Origin of the sequence: Silvania sp., assembly GCF_051656365.1 — a bacterium.
GTDB lineage: Bacteria > Pseudomonadota > Gammaproteobacteria > Enterobacterales > Enterobacteriaceae > Enterobacter > Enterobacter hatchlandensis.
The window spans coordinates 1-17006 of record NZ_JBOGBT010000095.1 but is presented as its reverse complement, the minus strand read 5'-3'; the positions used below and the strand labels follow the sequence as shown (position 1 = coordinate 17006).

The following is a 17006-nucleotide window of genomic DNA, read 5'->3' as shown; positions in this document are numbered from 1 at the left end:
CAGTCAGACGAGTAACTTACGTGAAACATAACGCCATACAACCTGCCAACCTCGAATTCAACGCTGAGGGTACACCTGTTTCCCGAGATTTTGATGATGTCTACTTCTCTAATGATAATGGACTGGAAGAAACACGTTATGTTTTCCTCGATGGGAACCATTTAAATTCCCGTTTTCCTGTCCATCCCCGCAGCCTGTTTGTGGTGGCGGAGAGCGGTTTTGGTACCGGTTTGAACTTTCTCACGCTCTGGCAGGCCTTCGACCGTTTCCGTCGCGAACACCCCGAGGCTACGCTGCAAAGATTACATTTCATCAGTTTTGAAAAATTTCCGCTGTCCGCTGACGATCTGCGTCTGGCGCACCAGCACTGGCCGGAACTGACCCCGTGGGCCGCGCAGCTGCAGAAACAGTGGCCGCTGCCGCTGGCGGGCTGTCATCGCCTGCTGCTGGATGACGGGCGCGTCACCCTCGATTTATGGCTCGGCGATATTAATGACCTGACCGACCAGCTGGATGATTCCCTCAATCAGCAGGTCGACGCCTGGTTCCTTGACGGCTTTGCGCCTTCAAAAAACCCGGATATGTGGAGCCCCAATCTGTTTGCCGCGATGGCCCGACTGGCAAGACCTGGCGCGACGCTCGCCACCTTTACCTGCGCCGGTTTTGTACGCCGTGGTTTGCAGGAAGCCGGTTTCACGGTGCAAAAAACGAAAGGCTTTGGCCGCAAACGCGAAATGCTGGTCGGAGTGATGGAACAGGATCTGCCCTCCCCTGCCCGCGCCCCGTGGTTTGCCCGCCCCGCCAGCGAGGTGCGTGAAACGGCGGTCATCGGTGGCGGGATCGCCAGCGCCCTGCTGTCGCTGGCGCTGCTGCGTCGCGGCTGGCAGGTCACGCTTTACTGTGCCGACGACGCACCTGCGACGGGTGCTTCCGGCAATCGTCAGGGCGCACTCTATCCGCTGCTGAGCGCCCAGGATGCTGCCCTTAGCCAGTTTTTCCCGACGGCGTTTACCTTTGCCCGTCGCCTTTACGATGCCCTGCCGGTGGCGTTTGACCATGACTGGTGCGGCGTCACCCAGCTTGGCTGGGATGAGAAGAGTCAGCACAAAATTAACCAGATGCTGTTACTGGGCCTGCCCGCGCAGATCGCCGCAGAGGCGAATGCCCGGCAGGTCGCAGACAGCATTGGGGTCGACACCGGCTGCGGCGGGATCCAGTATCCGCTCGGCGGCTGGCTGTGCCCGGCGGAGTTGACCGCTGCGGTCATCAATCTGGCGCAGTCGCACGGATTAACGGTGCACTATGGCCGCCAGGTGGAGTCGCTGGATCATTGCGAGGCGCAGTGGACGCTGCAGTTCAAAGAGGGCCCGCAGACACAGCACGCCAGCGTGGTTCTGGCGAACGGACATCGCATCAGCCAGTTTACCCAGACTGCGCACCTGCCAGTCTACCCGGTGGGGGGACAGGTAAGCCATATTCCGGCCGCCCCGCAGCTGAGTCAGCTTCGTCAGGTGCTCTGTTATGACGGCTACCTGACCCCGCAAAATCCGACCAACGGCCATCACTGCATCGGCGCGAGCTACCATCGCGGGCAGACACAGGCGCAGTACAGCGAAGAAGATCAGCAGCAAAATCGCCAGCGCCTGCTCAACTGCCTGCCGCAGGCGGCCTGGGCCACAGAAGTGGACGTCAGCGCGGGTGAGGCCCGGAACGGCATTCGCTGCGCCACCCGCGATCATCTGCCGATGACCGGCGCGGTGCCGGATTACGACGCAACGCTTGCGGCTTATCAGGATCTGGTCAACAACCGGGAGCAGGCGGTAAACGCTCCGGTGTATCCGAATCTGTTTATGCTCGGTGGACTGGGCTCGCGCGGGCTGTGTTCGGCACCCTTAACCGCCGAAATCCTTGCTGCGCAAATGAGTCACGAGCCGATCCCGTTGGATAGCAATACGCTGGCCGGGCTGAATCCGAATCGGTTATGGGTGAGGAAGTTGTTGAAGGGGAAAATGGTCAAATAGGAGATTGTCGGCCCGGTAAGCGCAGCGCCACCGGGCGATAACAGGTTACTTCAGCTTAGCCTGCTGGAACAGCGTATCCCACATGCCCAGCACTAACGTCTGGTCGCGGGGAGAGAGTTCACCGGCGAGGATTGCTTTTTCCAGGCTGCGGGTCACTTCCACATGCACCGCTTCAGGCGAGTGGTCGTCACCGGCTTCAAGCTCGGCAACGGCCAGCGTCAGGTGACCACGCAGATAACCGCTGGCAAACAGTTCATCGTCACTGGCGTGTTCCACCATGTCGTCAATTAATGCCAGAATGCGTGATTCAAATTCTGCGATCATCTTCTTTCCTCAGTTAAGATCTTCCGGCCACGGGAAGTGTTCCGCCGTGATGTCCGGCGTGTGGTAATACTGTTGTAACGCACGCATAAAGCGCGCCGGGCGTTCCGGGATGCCCTTCTCGAGATACTCCATCACCTGGGCATGGACGCGGCGCTGAAACAGGATACGGTCCGGCTCGCAGTCCCCTTCCAGATTGTCGCAGCTGACGTTAAACGGGTAACCCGCCGCCACGCAAAACAGCCAGTCAAAGGCTTGTGGCTTGACTTCGACATCTTCAAACTGCCCCTGGGTTGCCGCATCGCGGCCATCCGGGCAGTACCAGTAGCCAAAGTCCACCAGCTCGCGACGCGCTTTCCCGGCAATACACCAGTGGGAAATTTCGTGCAGGGCGCTGGCGTAGTAGCCGTGCGCAAAGACAATCCGGTGATACGGTGTATCGGCATCTGCAGGAAGATAGATCGGTTCGTCGTCGCCTTTAATCAGACGGGTATTAAAATCGTCGGCGAAGCAGTCGTCAAAAACCGCAATCAGCTGCTCGTATTTATGCGTACTGTTCATTAGTTCATCCCCAACCAGTGGAGGATCTCCTGTCCGTGGCTGTCATAAAGAAGTTTGGCACTCATCACCGCCGAGACAATGACAATCATTGGACGGATCAACTGTTGCCCTTTACTTAACACCAGGCGCGAACCTATTCGCGCGCCCATAAACTGTCCGGCCATCATCACGAAGCCGGTGGCCCAAATCACCTTGCCGCCGATGATAAACAGCAGCAGACCGCCCAGGTTTGAGGTGGCATTAAGCACCTTCGCGTGAGCGGTAGATTTGGCTAGATTAAAACCGGCCAGCGTAACAAACGCCAGCGCGTAAAACGACCCGGCGCCGGGGCCGAAAAAACCGTCATAGAAGCCTACGCAGCCACCCGCGATCAGGGCGAAGGGTAATCCGTGCAGGCGACGCTGCCGGTCTTCTTCGCCGAGTTTTGGCATCAGCAAAAAGTAGAGGCCAATACAGATAACGAGGATCGGCAAAACCTGGCGCAGGATGTCGGACTGGACGTGCTGCACCAGCAGCGCGCCGCTGGTCGAGCCGATAAAGGTCATCAGAATATTGAGCTTCTGATCGGCGAGGCTCACCACTTTGCGCCGCACAAAATAGATCGAAGCCGATAACGACCCGCCGCAGGCCTGCAGCTTATTGGTCGCCAACGCCTGTGCCGGAGTCATGCCAACCGCCAGCAATGCCGGAACGGTTAACAATCCGCCGCCGCCGGCTAAGGCATCAATAAAACCGGCCAGCATCGCGATCAAAAACAGTCCCGCCAACAGCAGCGGTGACACCATAAACAACTCAGTAAATTGGTCCATTACAGGGCATGCTCATCCAGTAGCGCCTGGCAAGAAGGCGGCAGCGGAGGCGGTGTCTTCTTCTCAGGCTTTGTCGATCCAGGTTTTGCGGGTTCAAACCAGCTTTGCAGCTCCGCGCCGCAGCCATCACCCGGCGGCGGTAACGGTTGGTCTTCGCACTCCATGCTGTTAACCGGGCAGCGCAGACGTACATGCATGTGCGCGCGATGCTGGAACCATGGGCGCACTTTACGCAGCCAGTCGCGATCGGTTCCGGCATCCAGGCACAGCTGCTGCTTGATGGCCGGGTTGACGAAGATCCGCGTCACGTCGTTGTCTTCTGCCGCCAGCTTAATCATGCTGGAGACGTCCCGAGACCACAGCGACGGCACCACACGCTTGCCATCACTGGCCACCAGGTCGAGCGCCTGCGGCTTCAGCAGCTGCGACGATGACCAGCGGGTTTTCGGCAATTGCAGGAAAATATCCACATCCAGCCCGGTCTGATGGCTGGCATGGCCGCCATTAAAGCGCCCACCTGCCGGCATCCCCATATCGCCAATCAGCATGGTGCCCAGCCCCAGGTTTTGCACCTGATTGCCCAGACGCTGAATAAACAGCACCAGATCCGGGTGACCAAAGTAGCGGCGCTGATCGGTGCGCATGATCTGGTAGGTGGTGGACTGCTGTGGCAGTGCCTGCGCGCCAACGATACAGCCATTCGAGAAGGTGCCAATCGACTGGGCGCTGCCCGTAACCGGGTGGGTGATTTTCTGCCAGGGCGTTGCCGCCACTGCGACCCCGCTGGCGAGTAGCGCCAGCAGAGCAATTGCGGTTTTTTTCATGGTTACCAGCGTGGTAGAGGGCTCGTCACATCTGCATTCTGCGCGCGCTGGCGCAGGAAGTGATCCATCAGCACGATCGCCAGCATCGCTTCGGCGATCGGCACGGCGCGGATCCCGACGCACGGATCGTGACGCCCTTTGGTGATCATCTCAACTTCTTCGCCATCGCGATTAATGGTGTGCCCCGGCACGGTAATGCTGGAGGTCGGTTTCAGCGCAATGTTGGCCACAATCTGCTGGCCGCTGCTGATCCCACCGAGAACACCGCCCGCGTGATTGCTCTGGAAGCCCTGTTTGGTGATTTCGTCGCGGTTCTGGCTGCCGCGTAGCGCCACCACGCCAAAACCGTCGCCAATCTCAACGCCTTTCACCGCGTTAATGCTCATCATCGCATGTGCAATATCAGCATCCAGACGATCAAAGACTGGCTCGCCCCAGCCCGGCGGTACGCCGTCGGCCACCACCGTCACTTTGGCGCCAATGGAGTCGCCCTCTTTCTTCAGGCCGCGCATCAGTTCGTCCAGCGCCTCCAGCTTTGAGGCATCTGCACAGAAGAACGGGTTCTGTTCGACCTGATCCCAGTCTTCGATCGCCAGCGGGATATCGCCCATCTGGGTCAGACAGCCGCGAATCACGATGCCAAATTTTTGCGCCAGATATTTTTTTGCGATGGCACCTGCGGCGACGCGCATGGCGGTTTCACGGGCGGAAGAACGTCCGCCGCCGCGATAGTCGCGAAAACCGTATTTTTGTTCGTAGGTGTAATCGGCGTGTCCCGGACGGAACACATCTTTGATGGCACCGTAATCCTGGGAGCGCTGATCGGTGTTCTCAATCAGCAGGCCAATGCTGGTGCCGGTAGTGCGGCCTTCGAAGACGCCTGACAGGATTTTGACCTGATCCGGCTCGCGACGCTGAGTGGTGTAGCGCGACGTGCCCGGACGACGACGGTCGAGATCGTGCTGTAAATCGGCCTCGGTCAGTTCAATACCTGGCGGCACGCCATCAACGATGCAGCCCAGCGCCAGCCCGTGCGACTCACCAAACGTCGTTACACGGAATAATTGTCCAATACTGTTTCCTGCCATCACGGCTCCGTTTTCGTTGTTCTGTGTTTGAGCAATGTGAAACGGGCCGAAGCCCGTTTGATTAATCTTTGTAAATGCTGAAGTGTTCACGCGCGTCGATAAGCTGCGCCTTGGTCAGCATGAAGACGCCGTCGCCCCCGTTGTCGAACTCGAGCCAGGTGAACGGAACATCCGGATATTGCTCCATCAGATGTACCATGCTGTTACCGACTTCACAAATCAGAATGCCGTTGTCGGTCAGATAATCCGGGGCGCATGCCAGGATACGGCGGGTCAGCTTCAGGCCGTCGGATCCGGACGCCAGACCCAGTTCAGGTTCATGGCGATATTCGTTCGGCAGGTCGGACATATCTTCGGCGTCAACGTACGGCGGGTTGGTGACGATCAGTTCGTACTGCACTTTTGGCAGCTCGCGGAACAAATCCGAGCGGATCGGCGTCACCTGATGGATCAGGCCGTGCTCTTCAATGTTGTGCTCAGTCACCGCCAGCGCGTCGGTGGAGATGTCCACCGCGTCCACTTCCGCTTCCGGGAAGGCGTACGCGCAGGCAATCGCGATGCAGCCGCTGCCGGTACACATATCCAGAATATGCTGCGGCTGATGGTCAATCAGGCCCGCGAAGTGGTTGTTGATAAGCTCCCCAATGGGTGAGCGCGGCACCAGCACGCGTTCATCCACAAAGAATTCATGACCACAGAACCAGGCTTTGTTGGTGAGGTATGCGACCGGGATGCGTTCGTTAACGCGACGGATCACACGCTCAACGATGCGGTGTTTTTCGCTTGAGGTCAGGCGCGCAGCGCGCATGTCTTCCGGAATATCCAGCGGCATATAGAGTGACGGCAGCACCAGCTGTACCGCCTCATCCCATGGGTTATCGGTGCCGTGACCGTACCAGATATTGGCCGCGCTGAAACGGCTGACCGCCCAACGCAACATGTCCTGAATGGTTTGCAGTTCATTTACCGCTTCATCGACAAAAATTTTATCCACTATTTTCTCCAGGGCATGCTCGCTAAATTTTCGGCGGCTAGTTTGCCACGAAGACGGCGATAAATCAGCACTGTCGCTTACTGCCCGCAGTTAAAAAATGCGTTTTGCCGTACGACGACTCAGGTACACTGTCGGAAAATTGAGATGAGACAGGCCCATGAAAAAGAAAACATCGCTGAGCGAGGAGGATCAAACGCTGTTTCGTCAGCTCATGACGGGAACGCGCAAAATCGCCCAGGACACCATTGTGCATCGTCCGTTACGCAAAAAAGTGAGTGAAGTGCCGGCCAAACGGCTGATGCAGGAGCAGGCCGATGCCAGCCACTATTTTTCAGATGAGTTTCAGCCGCTGCTGAATACCGAAGGGGCGATGAAATATGTGCGCGCGGACGTCAGCCATTTCGAGCTGAAAAAGCTGCGTCGCGGGGATTATTCGCCGGAGCTGTTTCTCGATCTGCACGGTCTGACGCAGCTGCAGGCAAAACAGGAGCTGGGCGCGCTGATTGCCGCCTGCCGTCGGGAACATCTGTTCTGCACCTGCGTGATGCACGGCCACGGAAAGCACATTCTCAAGCAGCAAACGCCGCTGTGGTTGGCTCAACATCCACACGTGATGGCTTTTCATCAGGCACCCAAAGAGTACGGCGGAGATGCCGCCTTGCTGGTGCTGATTGAAGTAGAAGAGTGGCAGCCGCCTGAGCTGCCCTGACAGGCTGGCGGGTGGCTTATGCTACCCGCCATGTCGTGCGTCACGTCAGATGGCTTTCGCCATCTTTAGATTGCAGGGGCTCATCTGCCAGTTAAATACGCCCTTGCCGGTTTCGTCGAGGGTGACGTTGGCAATGGCGGAGGTGCTGAACATTGGCGGCGTTTCACCCGGGCAGAGTTCAGACACCAGGTAGCCGACCAGCGGCAGGTGAGAGATCACCAGCGCAGAGGCGACACCTTCACTGCTCAGCGCCTGAAGATACGCGCTGACAAGCCCAACATCGCCGCAAGGGGTGAGCTCGGGCAGGATATCGGCACCGACAGGCAGGTTCATACACTCCCCTACCACATCCAGCGTCTGTTCAGCGCGTAAAAACGGGCTGACGAGGACACGCTCAATATCCACTTTTTGCCCTTTCAACCAGGTTGCCATTTGACGAGATTCGTCGCAGCCACAAGGCGTAAGAGGACGTACAGAGTCACTGGCAGCATCGAGTGCCGCGTCACCGTGACGCATGATAAAAACTTGCATATTGCACCGCTTTTGTTGACCAGGATCACCAGCGTTACTACCTGCGTGAACCAAAAACGAGGTAGAAAACCTGATGGCCGGGCATTGTGCCTGATCCATCCGTTGAATGAAACGCTGTTTTTTACCTCAACGGCGTAAGTATAGTCAATGTCCGTTTATAAATTAGACAAGACCGGGTCATTCAACGGCGGATTTACTCTTATTTGACCTTAATTTACGAGGTCAGGTTCCTTTGCTGGCCAAAATCGCAGCCCCTGATCCGCCATTTGCAATAAAGGTTCACACGGCGTAAAGCGCGGACCATATTGCACAGCCAGTCGCTGCAAGATCGCAACAACTTCACCCGCGCCCAGACTATCCATATAGCGGAACGGGCCACCCAGGAAAGGTGGAAAACCAATGCCAAAGACGGCGCCAATGTCGCCATCGCGGGCATTTTTAATTACACGTTCATCAAAGCAGCGTGCTGCTTCATTAAGCATCATCATCACGCAGCGTTCGGCACACTGTGCTGCAGTGAGTTTGCCCTCACTGACGGGCTTAATAAGCCCATAGATCGCCGGGTCAACCTGCTTCTTGCTTTTACGCCCTTTTGGATCGTAAAGATAGAAACCGCGTCCATTTTTTCTGCCTTTGCGATCGTCATTCAAAATCGCTGCAACGATGTTTGCAGGGGCGCTAAAGCGTTCACCGTAAGCGCTTTCCAGCACAGGTATAATTTTAGTGCCGGTGTCAATTCCCACCTCATCCAAAAGTTGGATTGGGCCAACCGGGAAACCAAACTTCACCAGCGCATTATCAATGTGATCGACTTTCTCGCCTTCGGTCAGCAGGCGCATGGCTTCATTAATATAGGGTGCCAGGATGCGGTTAACGTAGAACCCGGCTTTGTCTGCCACCACTACCGGCGTTTTACCCTGCAGCTTGGCCAGTTTAACGATGGTGGCCACGGTTTGCGGGCTGGTGCCCGCGTGCGGAATCACCTCCACCAGCGGCATTTTTTCTACCGGGCTGAAGAAATGCAGCCCAATCACCTGCTCAGGTCGCGCGGCCTGAGCCGCAATATCACCGATCGGCAGTGAAGAGGTGTTAGAGGCAAAAATGGTGTGCGGCGCGCAGTGCATCTCGACCTCGGCCACCATCTGCTGCTTGAGGGCCAAATCTTCAAATACCGCCTCAATCACCACATCGCGATGACGGAATCCACTGTAGTCTGTCGTGCCTGAAATCAGCGCCAGCTCCCGGTCGCGGTCGCTGGTTTTAATATGGCGGCGCTTGACCTTCTTATCAAGCAGCTGCCAGCTGTACTGCAGCGCATGGTTGATGCCTTTCGGGTTGATATCTTTGATGCGCACCGGCAATTTGCCTTTGCTGGCGGTCACGAAAGCGATCCCGCCGCCCATCAATCCGCCGCCCAGCACCCCAAGCGTCTGAAGAGGGGCCGGTTCGGCGTCGCTGCCGGGATCTTTCTTCACGTCGGTACTGGCAAAGAAGATGCTGCGCAGCGCCTGCGACTGAGGCGTCATCGCCAGCTCGCCAAAGGCTTTGGCTTCTGCCGCGTAACCGCTGCTGCTGCCCTGCGCCAGACCGGTTTGGACCACCTCGAGAATACGGGTTGTCGCCGGGTAGTTACCCAGCGTTTTTTGTTCGGTTTTTTTGCCGACCAGCGGGAACAGCAGCGCGCGCCCCAGCGGGCCTGCCAGCACCCGCTCGCGCACCGGTAAGCGACGGCGGGTCGGTTTGTCCTGCTGGGCCATTTTAACCGCCGCCTGCAGCAAAATGGCCTGCGGCACCACCTCATCCACCAGCCCGACCTTCAGAGCCTGACGCGGACGCAGCTGTTTGCCGGTCAGGATCATATCCAGCGCGGTGCTGACACCGACCAGACGCGGCAGACGTTGCGTGCCACCGGAACCCGGGAGTAGTCCCAACTGAACTTCCGGCAGGCCTAGCACCGTTTTGCCATCATCGGTACAGATTCGCCCGTGACAGGCCAGCGCCAGTTCCAGACCACCGCCCAGGCAGGCACCATGAATCGCCGCAATCACCGGGACAGGCAGCGCATGGATTTCCGCCATGATCTGCTGGCCTTGACGGGCCAGATCTTCGGCCTCCTGCGCGCTGGTGGCGCGAGCAATCATATTGATATCCGCCCCGGCAATGAAGTTGTCCGGTTTGGCGGAGATAAACACCAGCCCGCGAATATCTTTATTCTCGCGAACCTGCTTGAGGATCGCCCGAACCTGCGCGCCAAATTCGGCTTTCAGAGTATTCATTTTTTCGCCCGGCGCGTCGATGGTGACCACCGCCACGTTGTCCAGCCGCACATGCAGGGTAAACGCCGTTGTCATCTCCATTATTCTGCCTCCAGAACCATTGCCGCACCCAGGCCACCCGCCGCGCAAGCGGTGACGAGGCCAAAGACGCCGCCACGACGGCGCAGCTCATGCAGTGTCTGGGTGATCATCCGCGCCCCGGTCGCGGCAAACGGGTGCCCGTAAGCAATGGAGCCCCCCAGCACGTTAAATTTACTGTCATCCACTTCACCCGTGGCGTGGGCGCGGCCCAGCACATCGCGGGCAAAGCGCTCGCTGGCCAGCAACTGCAGGTTTGCCAGGGTCTGCGCGGCAAAGGCTTCGTGCATGTCGATAAGCGTCAGATCGCCCAGCGTCAACCCGGCGCGCTCCAGCGCCAGCGGCGTGGACCAGGCGGGCCCAAGTAGCATGTCCTGCCAGACGTCTATCGCGGTAAAGGCGTAGCTGCGCAGATAGCCGAGCGGCGTCAGGCCTAATTCTTTGGCGCGGGATTCGGTCATCATGATCACCGCTGCCGCGCCGTCGGTGAGCGGCGTACTGTTTGCGGCGGTCACCGTGCCGTGCTTGCGGTCAAATGCCGGGCGCAGTTTGGCGTAATCCGCCAGCGTCGAGGTGCCGCGGATATTGTTGTCTTCACTTAAGGGTTCGCGGTATGGCGGGGTATAAGCCGTCATCACCTCGCCCGCTAGCTTGCCTTCGGCCCAGGCCTGGGCCGCGCGCTGGTGGGAACGGTGCGCCAGCGCATCCTGCTGTTCGCGGGTGATGCCGTAGGTTTTCGCCATCTGTTCGGCGGTATCGCCCATCCGTAAGCCGGTGGAGTATTCCGCGACGGCCGGTGGCACCGGGAGTAAATCGCGCAAGCGCAGGCGTGAAAAGAGCGACAGGCGCTGCCCGGTGGTGCGGGCTTTGTTGACGTCGACCAGCACGCGGGCGAGCTTTTTACTGACGCCTATCGGCAATACGGAAGAGGAGTCGGCGCCCCCGGCAATCCCGGCGCGAATGGTGCCGGCGATCAGGCTTTCGGCGACGTTCGCCACCGCCTGGAAACTGGTGGCGCAGGCGCGGCTGACGCTGTAGGCATCAGTGTGGACGTTCATGCCGGTGCCCAGCACGATTTCACGGGCGATGTTTGGTGCTTCCGGCATCTGCACCACCTGGCCAAAGACCAGCTGTTCAATCACCTCGGGAGGTATTTCGCTGCGAGCCAGCATCTCCCCCACGACCATTTTGCCCAGATCGACGGCCGGTATGCCATGAAAGGCCGTTGCCTGGCGGGCAAATGGCGTACGTAATCCACTGACAATGGCAATGCGATCGCCCTGACGGGTGATTAGCGGTAATGCCTGACTCATAACGCTCCCCTGTGTCTAACAAATGCGCAAAGTGGTCTGACCTGATAACAGTCTTAACCAAATTTTTACATTAGCCAATCAGGGAGAAGAAAAATTGCGAGCGAACACACAAGAGAACAAAAGAAACGCCTCTGGAATCAGAGGCGTTAAAGGGGTTAGCGCAGGCCGAGCTGGAAAATAAGGGATTCAGCTTCGCAGGAGAACGCGAAGTCGATGTCCAGGCGAACGCCACTCTCCACTTCGGTGAAGGTCGAGGTGATCTCGCACGGCTCGGACTCCACACCACGCGCCTTCGCGGTCAGCGTTGCCAGCGTCTCTTCTGCTTCTGCACGGCTTGCGAACTCACGGCTGTAAGAGGCGGTGCAATCGGTGTTGTCCACGATGGTGCCCACATCCATACAGCAGCAAACCGGGGTTTCATCAGCACTGCATTTACTCATAGTAGATTTCCTCTGTAGTCGCGCTCGGCGCGAGATAAACACGATGCTGATATTTTACGCGCCGACTGAGGGGGGCTCCAGTCGTTAATGACGTAAAAAGAGGTAAGTGAGTAATATCACGCTTAAAAATGATCTAAAACAAAAATCACCCGTCCGCATTATCGAAACTGGTCACAATTTTGCCAGCCAGATCCCGTTTCGATAAACAGATTAGAAAAAATTAATAAACATACTTGCAACATCCCATCTGGTCAGACCTATACTCTCGCCACTGGTCTGATTTCTAAGTGTTACAACAGACCCTACACTTCGCGCTCCTGTTACTCCGTGTAACAAAGATTGAATAAAAATAACTCAATGAGGTTATGGTCATGAGCCAAAAAACCCTGTTTAAAAAAACTGCGCTGGCAGTCGCAGTGGCAATCGTCTCCACCTCCGCCATGTCAGCGGGTTTTCAGCTTAACGAATTCTCCTCCTCTGGCTTGGGCCGTGCCTATTCCGGGGAAGGTGCAATTGCTGATGACGCAGGGAACGCAAGCCGTAACCCAGCACTGATCACCATGTTTGACCGTCCGACCTTCTCTGGCGGTGCCGTCTTTATTGATCCAGATGTAGACGTTTCCGGCCGCTCGCCGTTCAGTGGCCGTAGCCTGGATGCCGATAACATCGCGCCAACCGCATGGGTACCTAACCTGCACTTTGTTGCGCCGATTAACGAACAGTTTGGTTGGGGGGCCTCTGTTACCTCTAACTACGGTCTGGCGACCGAATTCAACACCAATTACCCTGCTGGCGAATACGCCGGTAATACCGATCTGACCACCGTTAACCTCAACCTGAGCGGCGCTTATCGTCTGAACGAAAGCTGGAGCTTCGGTCTGGGCGTTAACGCCGTTTACGCCGATGCGAAAATTGAGCGTTATGCCGGTGAACTCACCTCACCGCTGCCAAAAACCAGCAACAAAATCGCCAGCATGAAAGGCGACGAATGGGGCTTTGGCTGGAACGCGGGTATTTTGTATGAAGTGGATAAAAATAACCGCTATGGCTTATCCTACCGTTCAGAGGTCAAAATTGATTTCGACGGCGATTACAAAAGCGGCCTCGTGACCGCAGTAAATGGCCGACCTGGCGCGGGTGTCACTGTGCCCTGGGGAACATCCGGCCAGACAATTCCAGGTGCGTTGACCCTGAATCTGCCTGAAATGTGGGAGATCTCAGGTTACAACCGCATTGCGCCGCAGTGGGCTATCCATTACAGCATGGCGTACACCAGCTGGAGTCAGTTCCAGGAGCTGAAAGCCACGGGCAATAACGGTCAGACGTTGTTCTATAAAGAAGAGAGCTTCCACGACGCGTACCGTATCGCGCTGGGTACCACCTACTATATGGATGATAGCTGGACGTTCCGTACCGGTATCGCGTTTGATGACAGCCCGGTTCCGGCTGACAATCGCTCGATCTCCATCCCGGATCAGGATCGCTTCTGGCTGAGCGCCGGTACCACCTACGCGTTCAATAAAGATGCATCTGTGGACGTGGGCGTGTCTTACATGCACGGTCAGAAAGTCACCTTCAATGAAGGCCCGTATGAATTCACGTCAGAAGGTAAAGCCTGGCTTTACGGCATGAACTTCAACTACGCGTTCTGATAACGTCGTAATATAAAAAAAGGTGAGCGCGATGCTCACCTTTTTTATTTATTCCGCATCAATCTCAGAGAGATTATTCTCGATCGCTTTCGCGTTCGGATTTTCTTCCGGTTTCAACTTACCGCCGTTGGCAATAAAGTCGTGGTTCTGGAAGTAGGCTTCTCGCACCAGGATGTACGGATCGGAAGACTGACGCAGCAAGCCGTCGGAATCCAGCAGTTGCGCACGCGACTCCACGCCTTCCAGGGTCCATTTACCCACCGACAGCGGCCAGGTCAGCCATGACAGTACCGGGTAGAGGGTATCGGCCATATCGCCGCCGTCATCACGCAGGGTGAAGCTGCCATAGAACGGCAGGTGCACATACGGGCCGTAACCCACATCGTAATGACCTAACGTACTGCCGAAGCGGTGCGGCTGTTCGCGCTGCAGCTTTGGATTCGCCATTCCGGCCACGTCAATAAAGCCGCCCATCCCCAGCAGAGTATTCAGGAAGAAGCGCGTAAAATGCACCATCCCCTGATAGGGATCACCCTGCAGGAAGAAGTTCGCCATCACCGCCGGCTCTTCCAGGTTGCTGGTGAAGTTGCTCAAACCGTTACGGGCAGGCTGGGGAACATAATCACGCCATGCAACCGCAACCGGGCGCACCAGATAAGGATCCAGCACGTTATAGTTAAAGTTGTACATGGAGCGGTTAAATCCTTCCAAAGGATCGGAGCGCCCCTGTTGCTCGCCGGAGCTGGCACAGCCCACAAGCAATGTGGTGCCCAGCGCAAGCGCCGACAGCCGAAGTTTCATATCTTTCTCCCTGTTAAGTATGGCTCTCTTCAAAAGCCATCCGTAACGGAGCTTTTGCGCTCCGCCTGTAAACATGCAAGTGATTGTATCAGCACGTTTACTGATGTTCACGAACACAATCGCGGGCAGCGTTCACCGCTTTTATGATCTCAGAATAGCCTGGCTTACCGTTTTCGGTTGGCTGGCAATTTTATACGCGCTTTGCCGCTAAAGTATCGCCTTTATTGCCTTATGAAGAATTTAAGAGCATCCCCAAGGGAGACAGGATAAAAACCGCTACGCTTAAGGTTATCTGCTCCGCTGTGGAAATACCGTAATGGACGAACTAAAAGACGAAAAGATCGATAAACATACCGAAGAGCTGGAAGTCGAAAGTGAAGAGAAAAGCCGGGGCAAGAAAATAGAAGTGGATGAAGATCGTCTCCCCTCGCGCGCCATGGCTATTCATGAACATATTCGCCAGGACGGCGAGAAAGAGCTGGAACGCGATGCGATGGCGCTGTTCTGGTCGGCTATTGCCGCCGGGCTATCAATGAGTGCCTCCCTGCTGGCGAAAGGCATTTTTCACGTCCAGTTTGAAGGCATCCCTGGCGGACTGGTACTGGAGAACCTGGGCTATACGTTTGGCTTTGTGATCGTGATTATGGCGCGCCAGCAGCTGTTTACCGAGAACACCGTCACCGCCGTGCTGCCGGTGATGCATAGCCCGACCTGGGGCAATTTTGGCCTGCTGATGCGCCTGTGGGGCGTGGTGCTACTGGGCAATATTATCGGCACAGGCGTCGCGGCATGGGCGTTTGAATATATGCCCATCTTTGACGAACCCACCCGCGATGCGTTTGTGAAGATCGGGATGGGGGTGATGGAGAACAGTCCGTCAGAGATGTTCTCAAACGCCATTATCTCCGGCTGGATCGTCGCCACCATGGTATGGATGTTCCCGGCAGCCGGTTCGGCAAAAATCGTGGTTATCATCTTAATGACCTGGCTTATCGCGCTGGCCGATACCACCCATATTGTGGTGGGTACGGTAGAAATTTTATATCTGGTGTTTAACGGCACCCTGCACTGGAGCGAGTTCTTCTGGCCGTTTGCGCTGCCCACCCTGGCGGGCAATATTTGCGGCGGGACCTTTATTTTTGCCCTTCTTAGCCATGCGCAGATCCGTAACGACATGTCCAACAAGCGCAAGGCCGAGATGAAAGCCAGGGAGCAAGAGGCAAAAGACAAAAAATCCGCTTGAGTGGCGACACTTTAAGCAATCAGGCGGCGATGCGCTTAACGCCCTGTATAAATGGCGTTATACTCGTGCCGCTTCGTCCCCTTAGTTAAATGGATATAACGAGCCCCTCCTAAGGGCTAGTTGCAGGTTCGATTCCTGCAGGGGACAAATCCCGAGCGCGTTATCCCGCCATTTTCAGCCAATAGCATTCCCGGCTACGATCCTAAGTCTCTCTTTTCGCTACTCTCCCGCCCACCAGCAGGTTCCAGAAAAATCATCGGAGAAAGTAAATGAAGAGATTCCTGATTGTTATGGCCTTAATCGCCCCGTGCTCAGCCATTGCCGGGGTTGTCTTTCACCCGGTAGAACGCGCTGCCGTGGTGGCGAATTCCGCCCACCCGGTGGCTGCCGCTACGGTAACCGCCCAGGCAAGAAACCACCGCGCAGCGCGAGTGGATGCCGTGAGCTGCAACGACGGTCGCTGCGTGCAGCACGGCAACGTCGTTCGCTAACACCCTGGAGCTCCAGAATTCTGGGGCTCAATTTAATTACTGACAGCCCAGACGACATACTCACTCTAAGACTTTCACTACGACTGGATATTTCATCATCTCCACTCCCCGTCCATGTCACTGTTTCCCCTGTTGGCCATCAGCACCTGAGCCATAGCCGTGCTGTCGACGTTGAATATCTGATCCGGCAGCGTGAAGCCACGTAATGCCAGTAACGCCAGTGGACCACTGCCCAGTTGTGAGCGCAGCACCCACTGCAGGGTTCGACCATCAGGCGCGGTGAAGCTTATCATCCACTGGCTGCTATCAAGCTGCTGACGTTTACCCTGCTCCAGCCAGCGAATGAAGCCCCAGGTTCCGCTGTAGTCCCCGAACAGACGTGCTCCGGCATTAACGGTGCTCCAGCTCAGCATGGTCCCTGGCTTGTAAGTATCCCCCGGCCAGCGGAAGGACTGCCAGTCAGCCATCTGGTTAAAGTAGTGCAACTTTTGTCCATCAATGGTCAGTTGCGTTTCCACCACCTGCGTTACAGGACGGGCCTGCAGTTCGAAATTGATGCCCTGACTGCCGTCGGTAAACAGGATATCTGACAGCTGACTCAGCTGGTTAATGGCCCGCAGGAAGGCCGGGTTAAAGCTCAGGCCCTGGCTGTTAACTTTATCCGGTACCCACTGGCTGCCCTCTTTATGCAGCACACCGCTGAGTTCCGTCGCCAGGAAGCGCTCAATACGTCCGCTGTCCTTGCGCACAAATTCAGCCAGCATTGGCAAAGATGCATCACTGTTGCTGACAGCAAACGGGAAACGTCCGTCAAATGCCGTGTGCCAGTTCGCCACGACCGAGCGGTGCCATTT

General features: G+C 56.7%; 17 protein-coding genes and 1 tRNA gene. 5 read left to right on the top strand and 13 right to left on the bottom strand.

Annotated elements, in window-relative coordinates:
* The first annotated feature begins 20 nt into the window (after window positions 1-20).
* Window positions 21-2021 (top strand): bifunctional tRNA (5-methylaminomethyl-2-thiouridine)(34)-methyltransferase MnmD/FAD-dependent 5-carboxymethylaminomethyl-2-thiouridine(34) oxidoreductase MnmC, encoded by a 2001-nt coding sequence (mnmC, locus tag ACRDD5_RS18915; protein ID WP_438677670.1) that lies wholly within the window; start codon window positions 21-23, stop codon window positions 2019-2021.
* A 45-nt stretch (window positions 2022-2066) separates the two neighbouring features.
* Here the strand turns inward: mnmC and ACRDD5_RS18910 are convergent, their stop codons facing one another.
* The 6 genes from ACRDD5_RS18910 to prmB all read right to left on the bottom strand — a co-directional run bounded on the left by ACRDD5_RS18910 (window position 2067) and on the right by prmB (window position 6618).
* Window positions 2067-2345 carry a YfcL family protein gene (locus ACRDD5_RS18910; RefSeq protein ID WP_271282869.1) on the bottom strand — a complete coding sequence of 93 codons (279 nt, stop codon included), beginning with the start codon at window positions 2343-2345 and terminating at the stop codon, window positions 2067-2069.
* A 9-nt stretch (window positions 2346-2354) separates the two neighbouring features.
* Complete coding sequence (locus tag ACRDD5_RS18905; RefSeq protein WP_438677669.1) at window positions 2355-2903, bottom strand: elongation factor P hydroxylase; 549 nt, start codon at window positions 2901-2903, stop codon at window positions 2355-2357.
* The gene (locus ACRDD5_RS18900) at window positions 2903-3712 is read right to left on the bottom strand and encodes a sulfite exporter TauE/SafE family protein (protein ID WP_438677668.1); all 810 of its coding nucleotides are present in this window, start codon (window positions 3710-3712) and stop codon (window positions 2903-2905) included. Before ACRDD5_RS18900 ends, ACRDD5_RS18905 begins: the two co-directional genes overlap by 1 nt.
* Window positions 3712-4536, bottom strand: a complete 825-nt coding sequence (gene mepA, locus ACRDD5_RS18895) for a penicillin-insensitive murein endopeptidase (protein WP_438677667.1) — start codon at window positions 4534-4536, stop codon at window positions 3712-3714. The genes ACRDD5_RS18900 and mepA overlap by 1 nt, the downstream gene beginning before the upstream one ends.
* A 2-nt stretch (window positions 4537-4538) precedes the next feature.
* Window positions 4539-5624 (bottom strand): chorismate synthase, encoded by a 1086-nt coding sequence (aroC, locus tag ACRDD5_RS18890; protein WP_438677666.1) that lies wholly within the window; start codon window positions 5622-5624, stop codon window positions 4539-4541.
* 61 nt (window positions 5625-5685) lie between these two features.
* The gene (gene prmB / locus ACRDD5_RS18885) at window positions 5686-6618 is read right to left on the bottom strand and encodes a 50S ribosomal protein L3 N(5)-glutamine methyltransferase (RefSeq protein WP_438677665.1); all 933 of its coding nucleotides are present in this window, start codon (window positions 6616-6618) and stop codon (window positions 5686-5688) included.
* A gap of 157 nt (window positions 6619-6775) precedes the next feature.
* Between prmB and smrB the strand changes: the two genes are divergently transcribed.
* Entirely contained in the window at window positions 6776-7327 is a 552-nt protein-coding gene (gene smrB, locus ACRDD5_RS18880; RefSeq protein ID WP_271282875.1) for an endonuclease SmrB, read from the top strand.
* Between the two features lie 45 nt (window positions 7328-7372).
* On the opposite strand, the gene sixA is transcribed toward smrB, so the two are convergent.
* The 4 genes from sixA to ACRDD5_RS18860 all read right to left on the bottom strand — a co-directional run bounded on the left by sixA (window position 7373) and on the right by ACRDD5_RS18860 (window position 11965).
* A complete protein-coding gene (sixA, locus tag ACRDD5_RS18875; protein WP_271282876.1) occupies window positions 7373-7858 on the bottom strand; it encodes a phosphohistidine phosphatase SixA in 486 nt (161 codons plus the stop codon).
* Window positions 7859-8067: 209 nt separating this feature from the next.
* The gene (fadJ, locus tag ACRDD5_RS18870) at window positions 8068-10215 is read right to left on the bottom strand and encodes a fatty acid oxidation complex subunit alpha FadJ (protein WP_438677664.1); all 2148 of its coding nucleotides are present in this window, start codon (window positions 10213-10215) and stop codon (window positions 8068-8070) included.
* Window positions 10215-11525, bottom strand: a complete 1311-nt coding sequence (gene fadI / locus ACRDD5_RS18865; protein WP_438677663.1) for an acetyl-CoA C-acyltransferase FadI — start codon at window positions 11523-11525, stop codon at window positions 10215-10217. The genes fadJ and fadI overlap by 1 nt, the downstream gene beginning before the upstream one ends.
* 155 nt (window positions 11526-11680) lie before the next feature.
* Window positions 11681-11965, bottom strand: a complete 285-nt coding sequence (locus ACRDD5_RS18860) for a YfcZ/YiiS family protein (protein WP_438677662.1) — start codon at window positions 11963-11965, stop codon at window positions 11681-11683.
* 371 nt (window positions 11966-12336) lie between these two features.
* Here ACRDD5_RS18860 and fadL point away from each other — a divergent pair, with 371 nt between their 5' ends.
* Entirely contained in the window at window positions 12337-13617 is a 1281-nt protein-coding gene (fadL, locus tag ACRDD5_RS18855; RefSeq protein WP_438677661.1) for a long-chain fatty acid transporter FadL, read from the top strand.
* Between the two features lie 48 nt (window positions 13618-13665).
* On the opposite strand, the gene mlaA is transcribed toward fadL, so the two are convergent.
* Entirely contained in the window at window positions 13666-14418 is a 753-nt protein-coding gene (gene mlaA, locus ACRDD5_RS18850; protein WP_271280703.1) for a phospholipid-binding lipoprotein MlaA, read from the bottom strand.
* A 316-nt stretch (window positions 14419-14734) separates the two neighbouring features.
* Between mlaA and ACRDD5_RS18845 the strand changes: the two genes are divergently transcribed.
* Window positions 14735-15661 carry a formate/nitrite transporter family protein gene (locus ACRDD5_RS18845; RefSeq protein ID WP_271280704.1) on the top strand — a complete coding sequence of 309 codons (927 nt, stop codon included), beginning with the start codon at window positions 14735-14737 and terminating at the stop codon, window positions 15659-15661.
* A 75-nt stretch (window positions 15662-15736) separates the two neighbouring features.
* Window positions 15737-15808 (top strand) — tRNA-Arg (locus tag ACRDD5_RS18840).
* A 164-nt stretch (window positions 15809-15972) separates the two neighbouring features.
* Here ACRDD5_RS18840 and ACRDD5_RS18835 read toward each other — a convergent pair.
* Both ACRDD5_RS18835 and ACRDD5_RS18830 read right to left on the bottom strand, forming a co-directional pair.
* Complete coding sequence (locus ACRDD5_RS18835) at window positions 15973-16155, bottom strand: hypothetical protein (RefSeq protein WP_438677660.1); 183 nt, start codon at window positions 16153-16155, stop codon at window positions 15973-15975.
* Window positions 16156-16247: 92 nt separating this feature from the next.
* Window positions 16248-17006: type VI secretion IcmF C-terminal domain-containing protein (locus ACRDD5_RS18830; RefSeq protein ID WP_438677659.1), on the bottom strand; the 759-nt coding region annotated here is incomplete at its 5' end.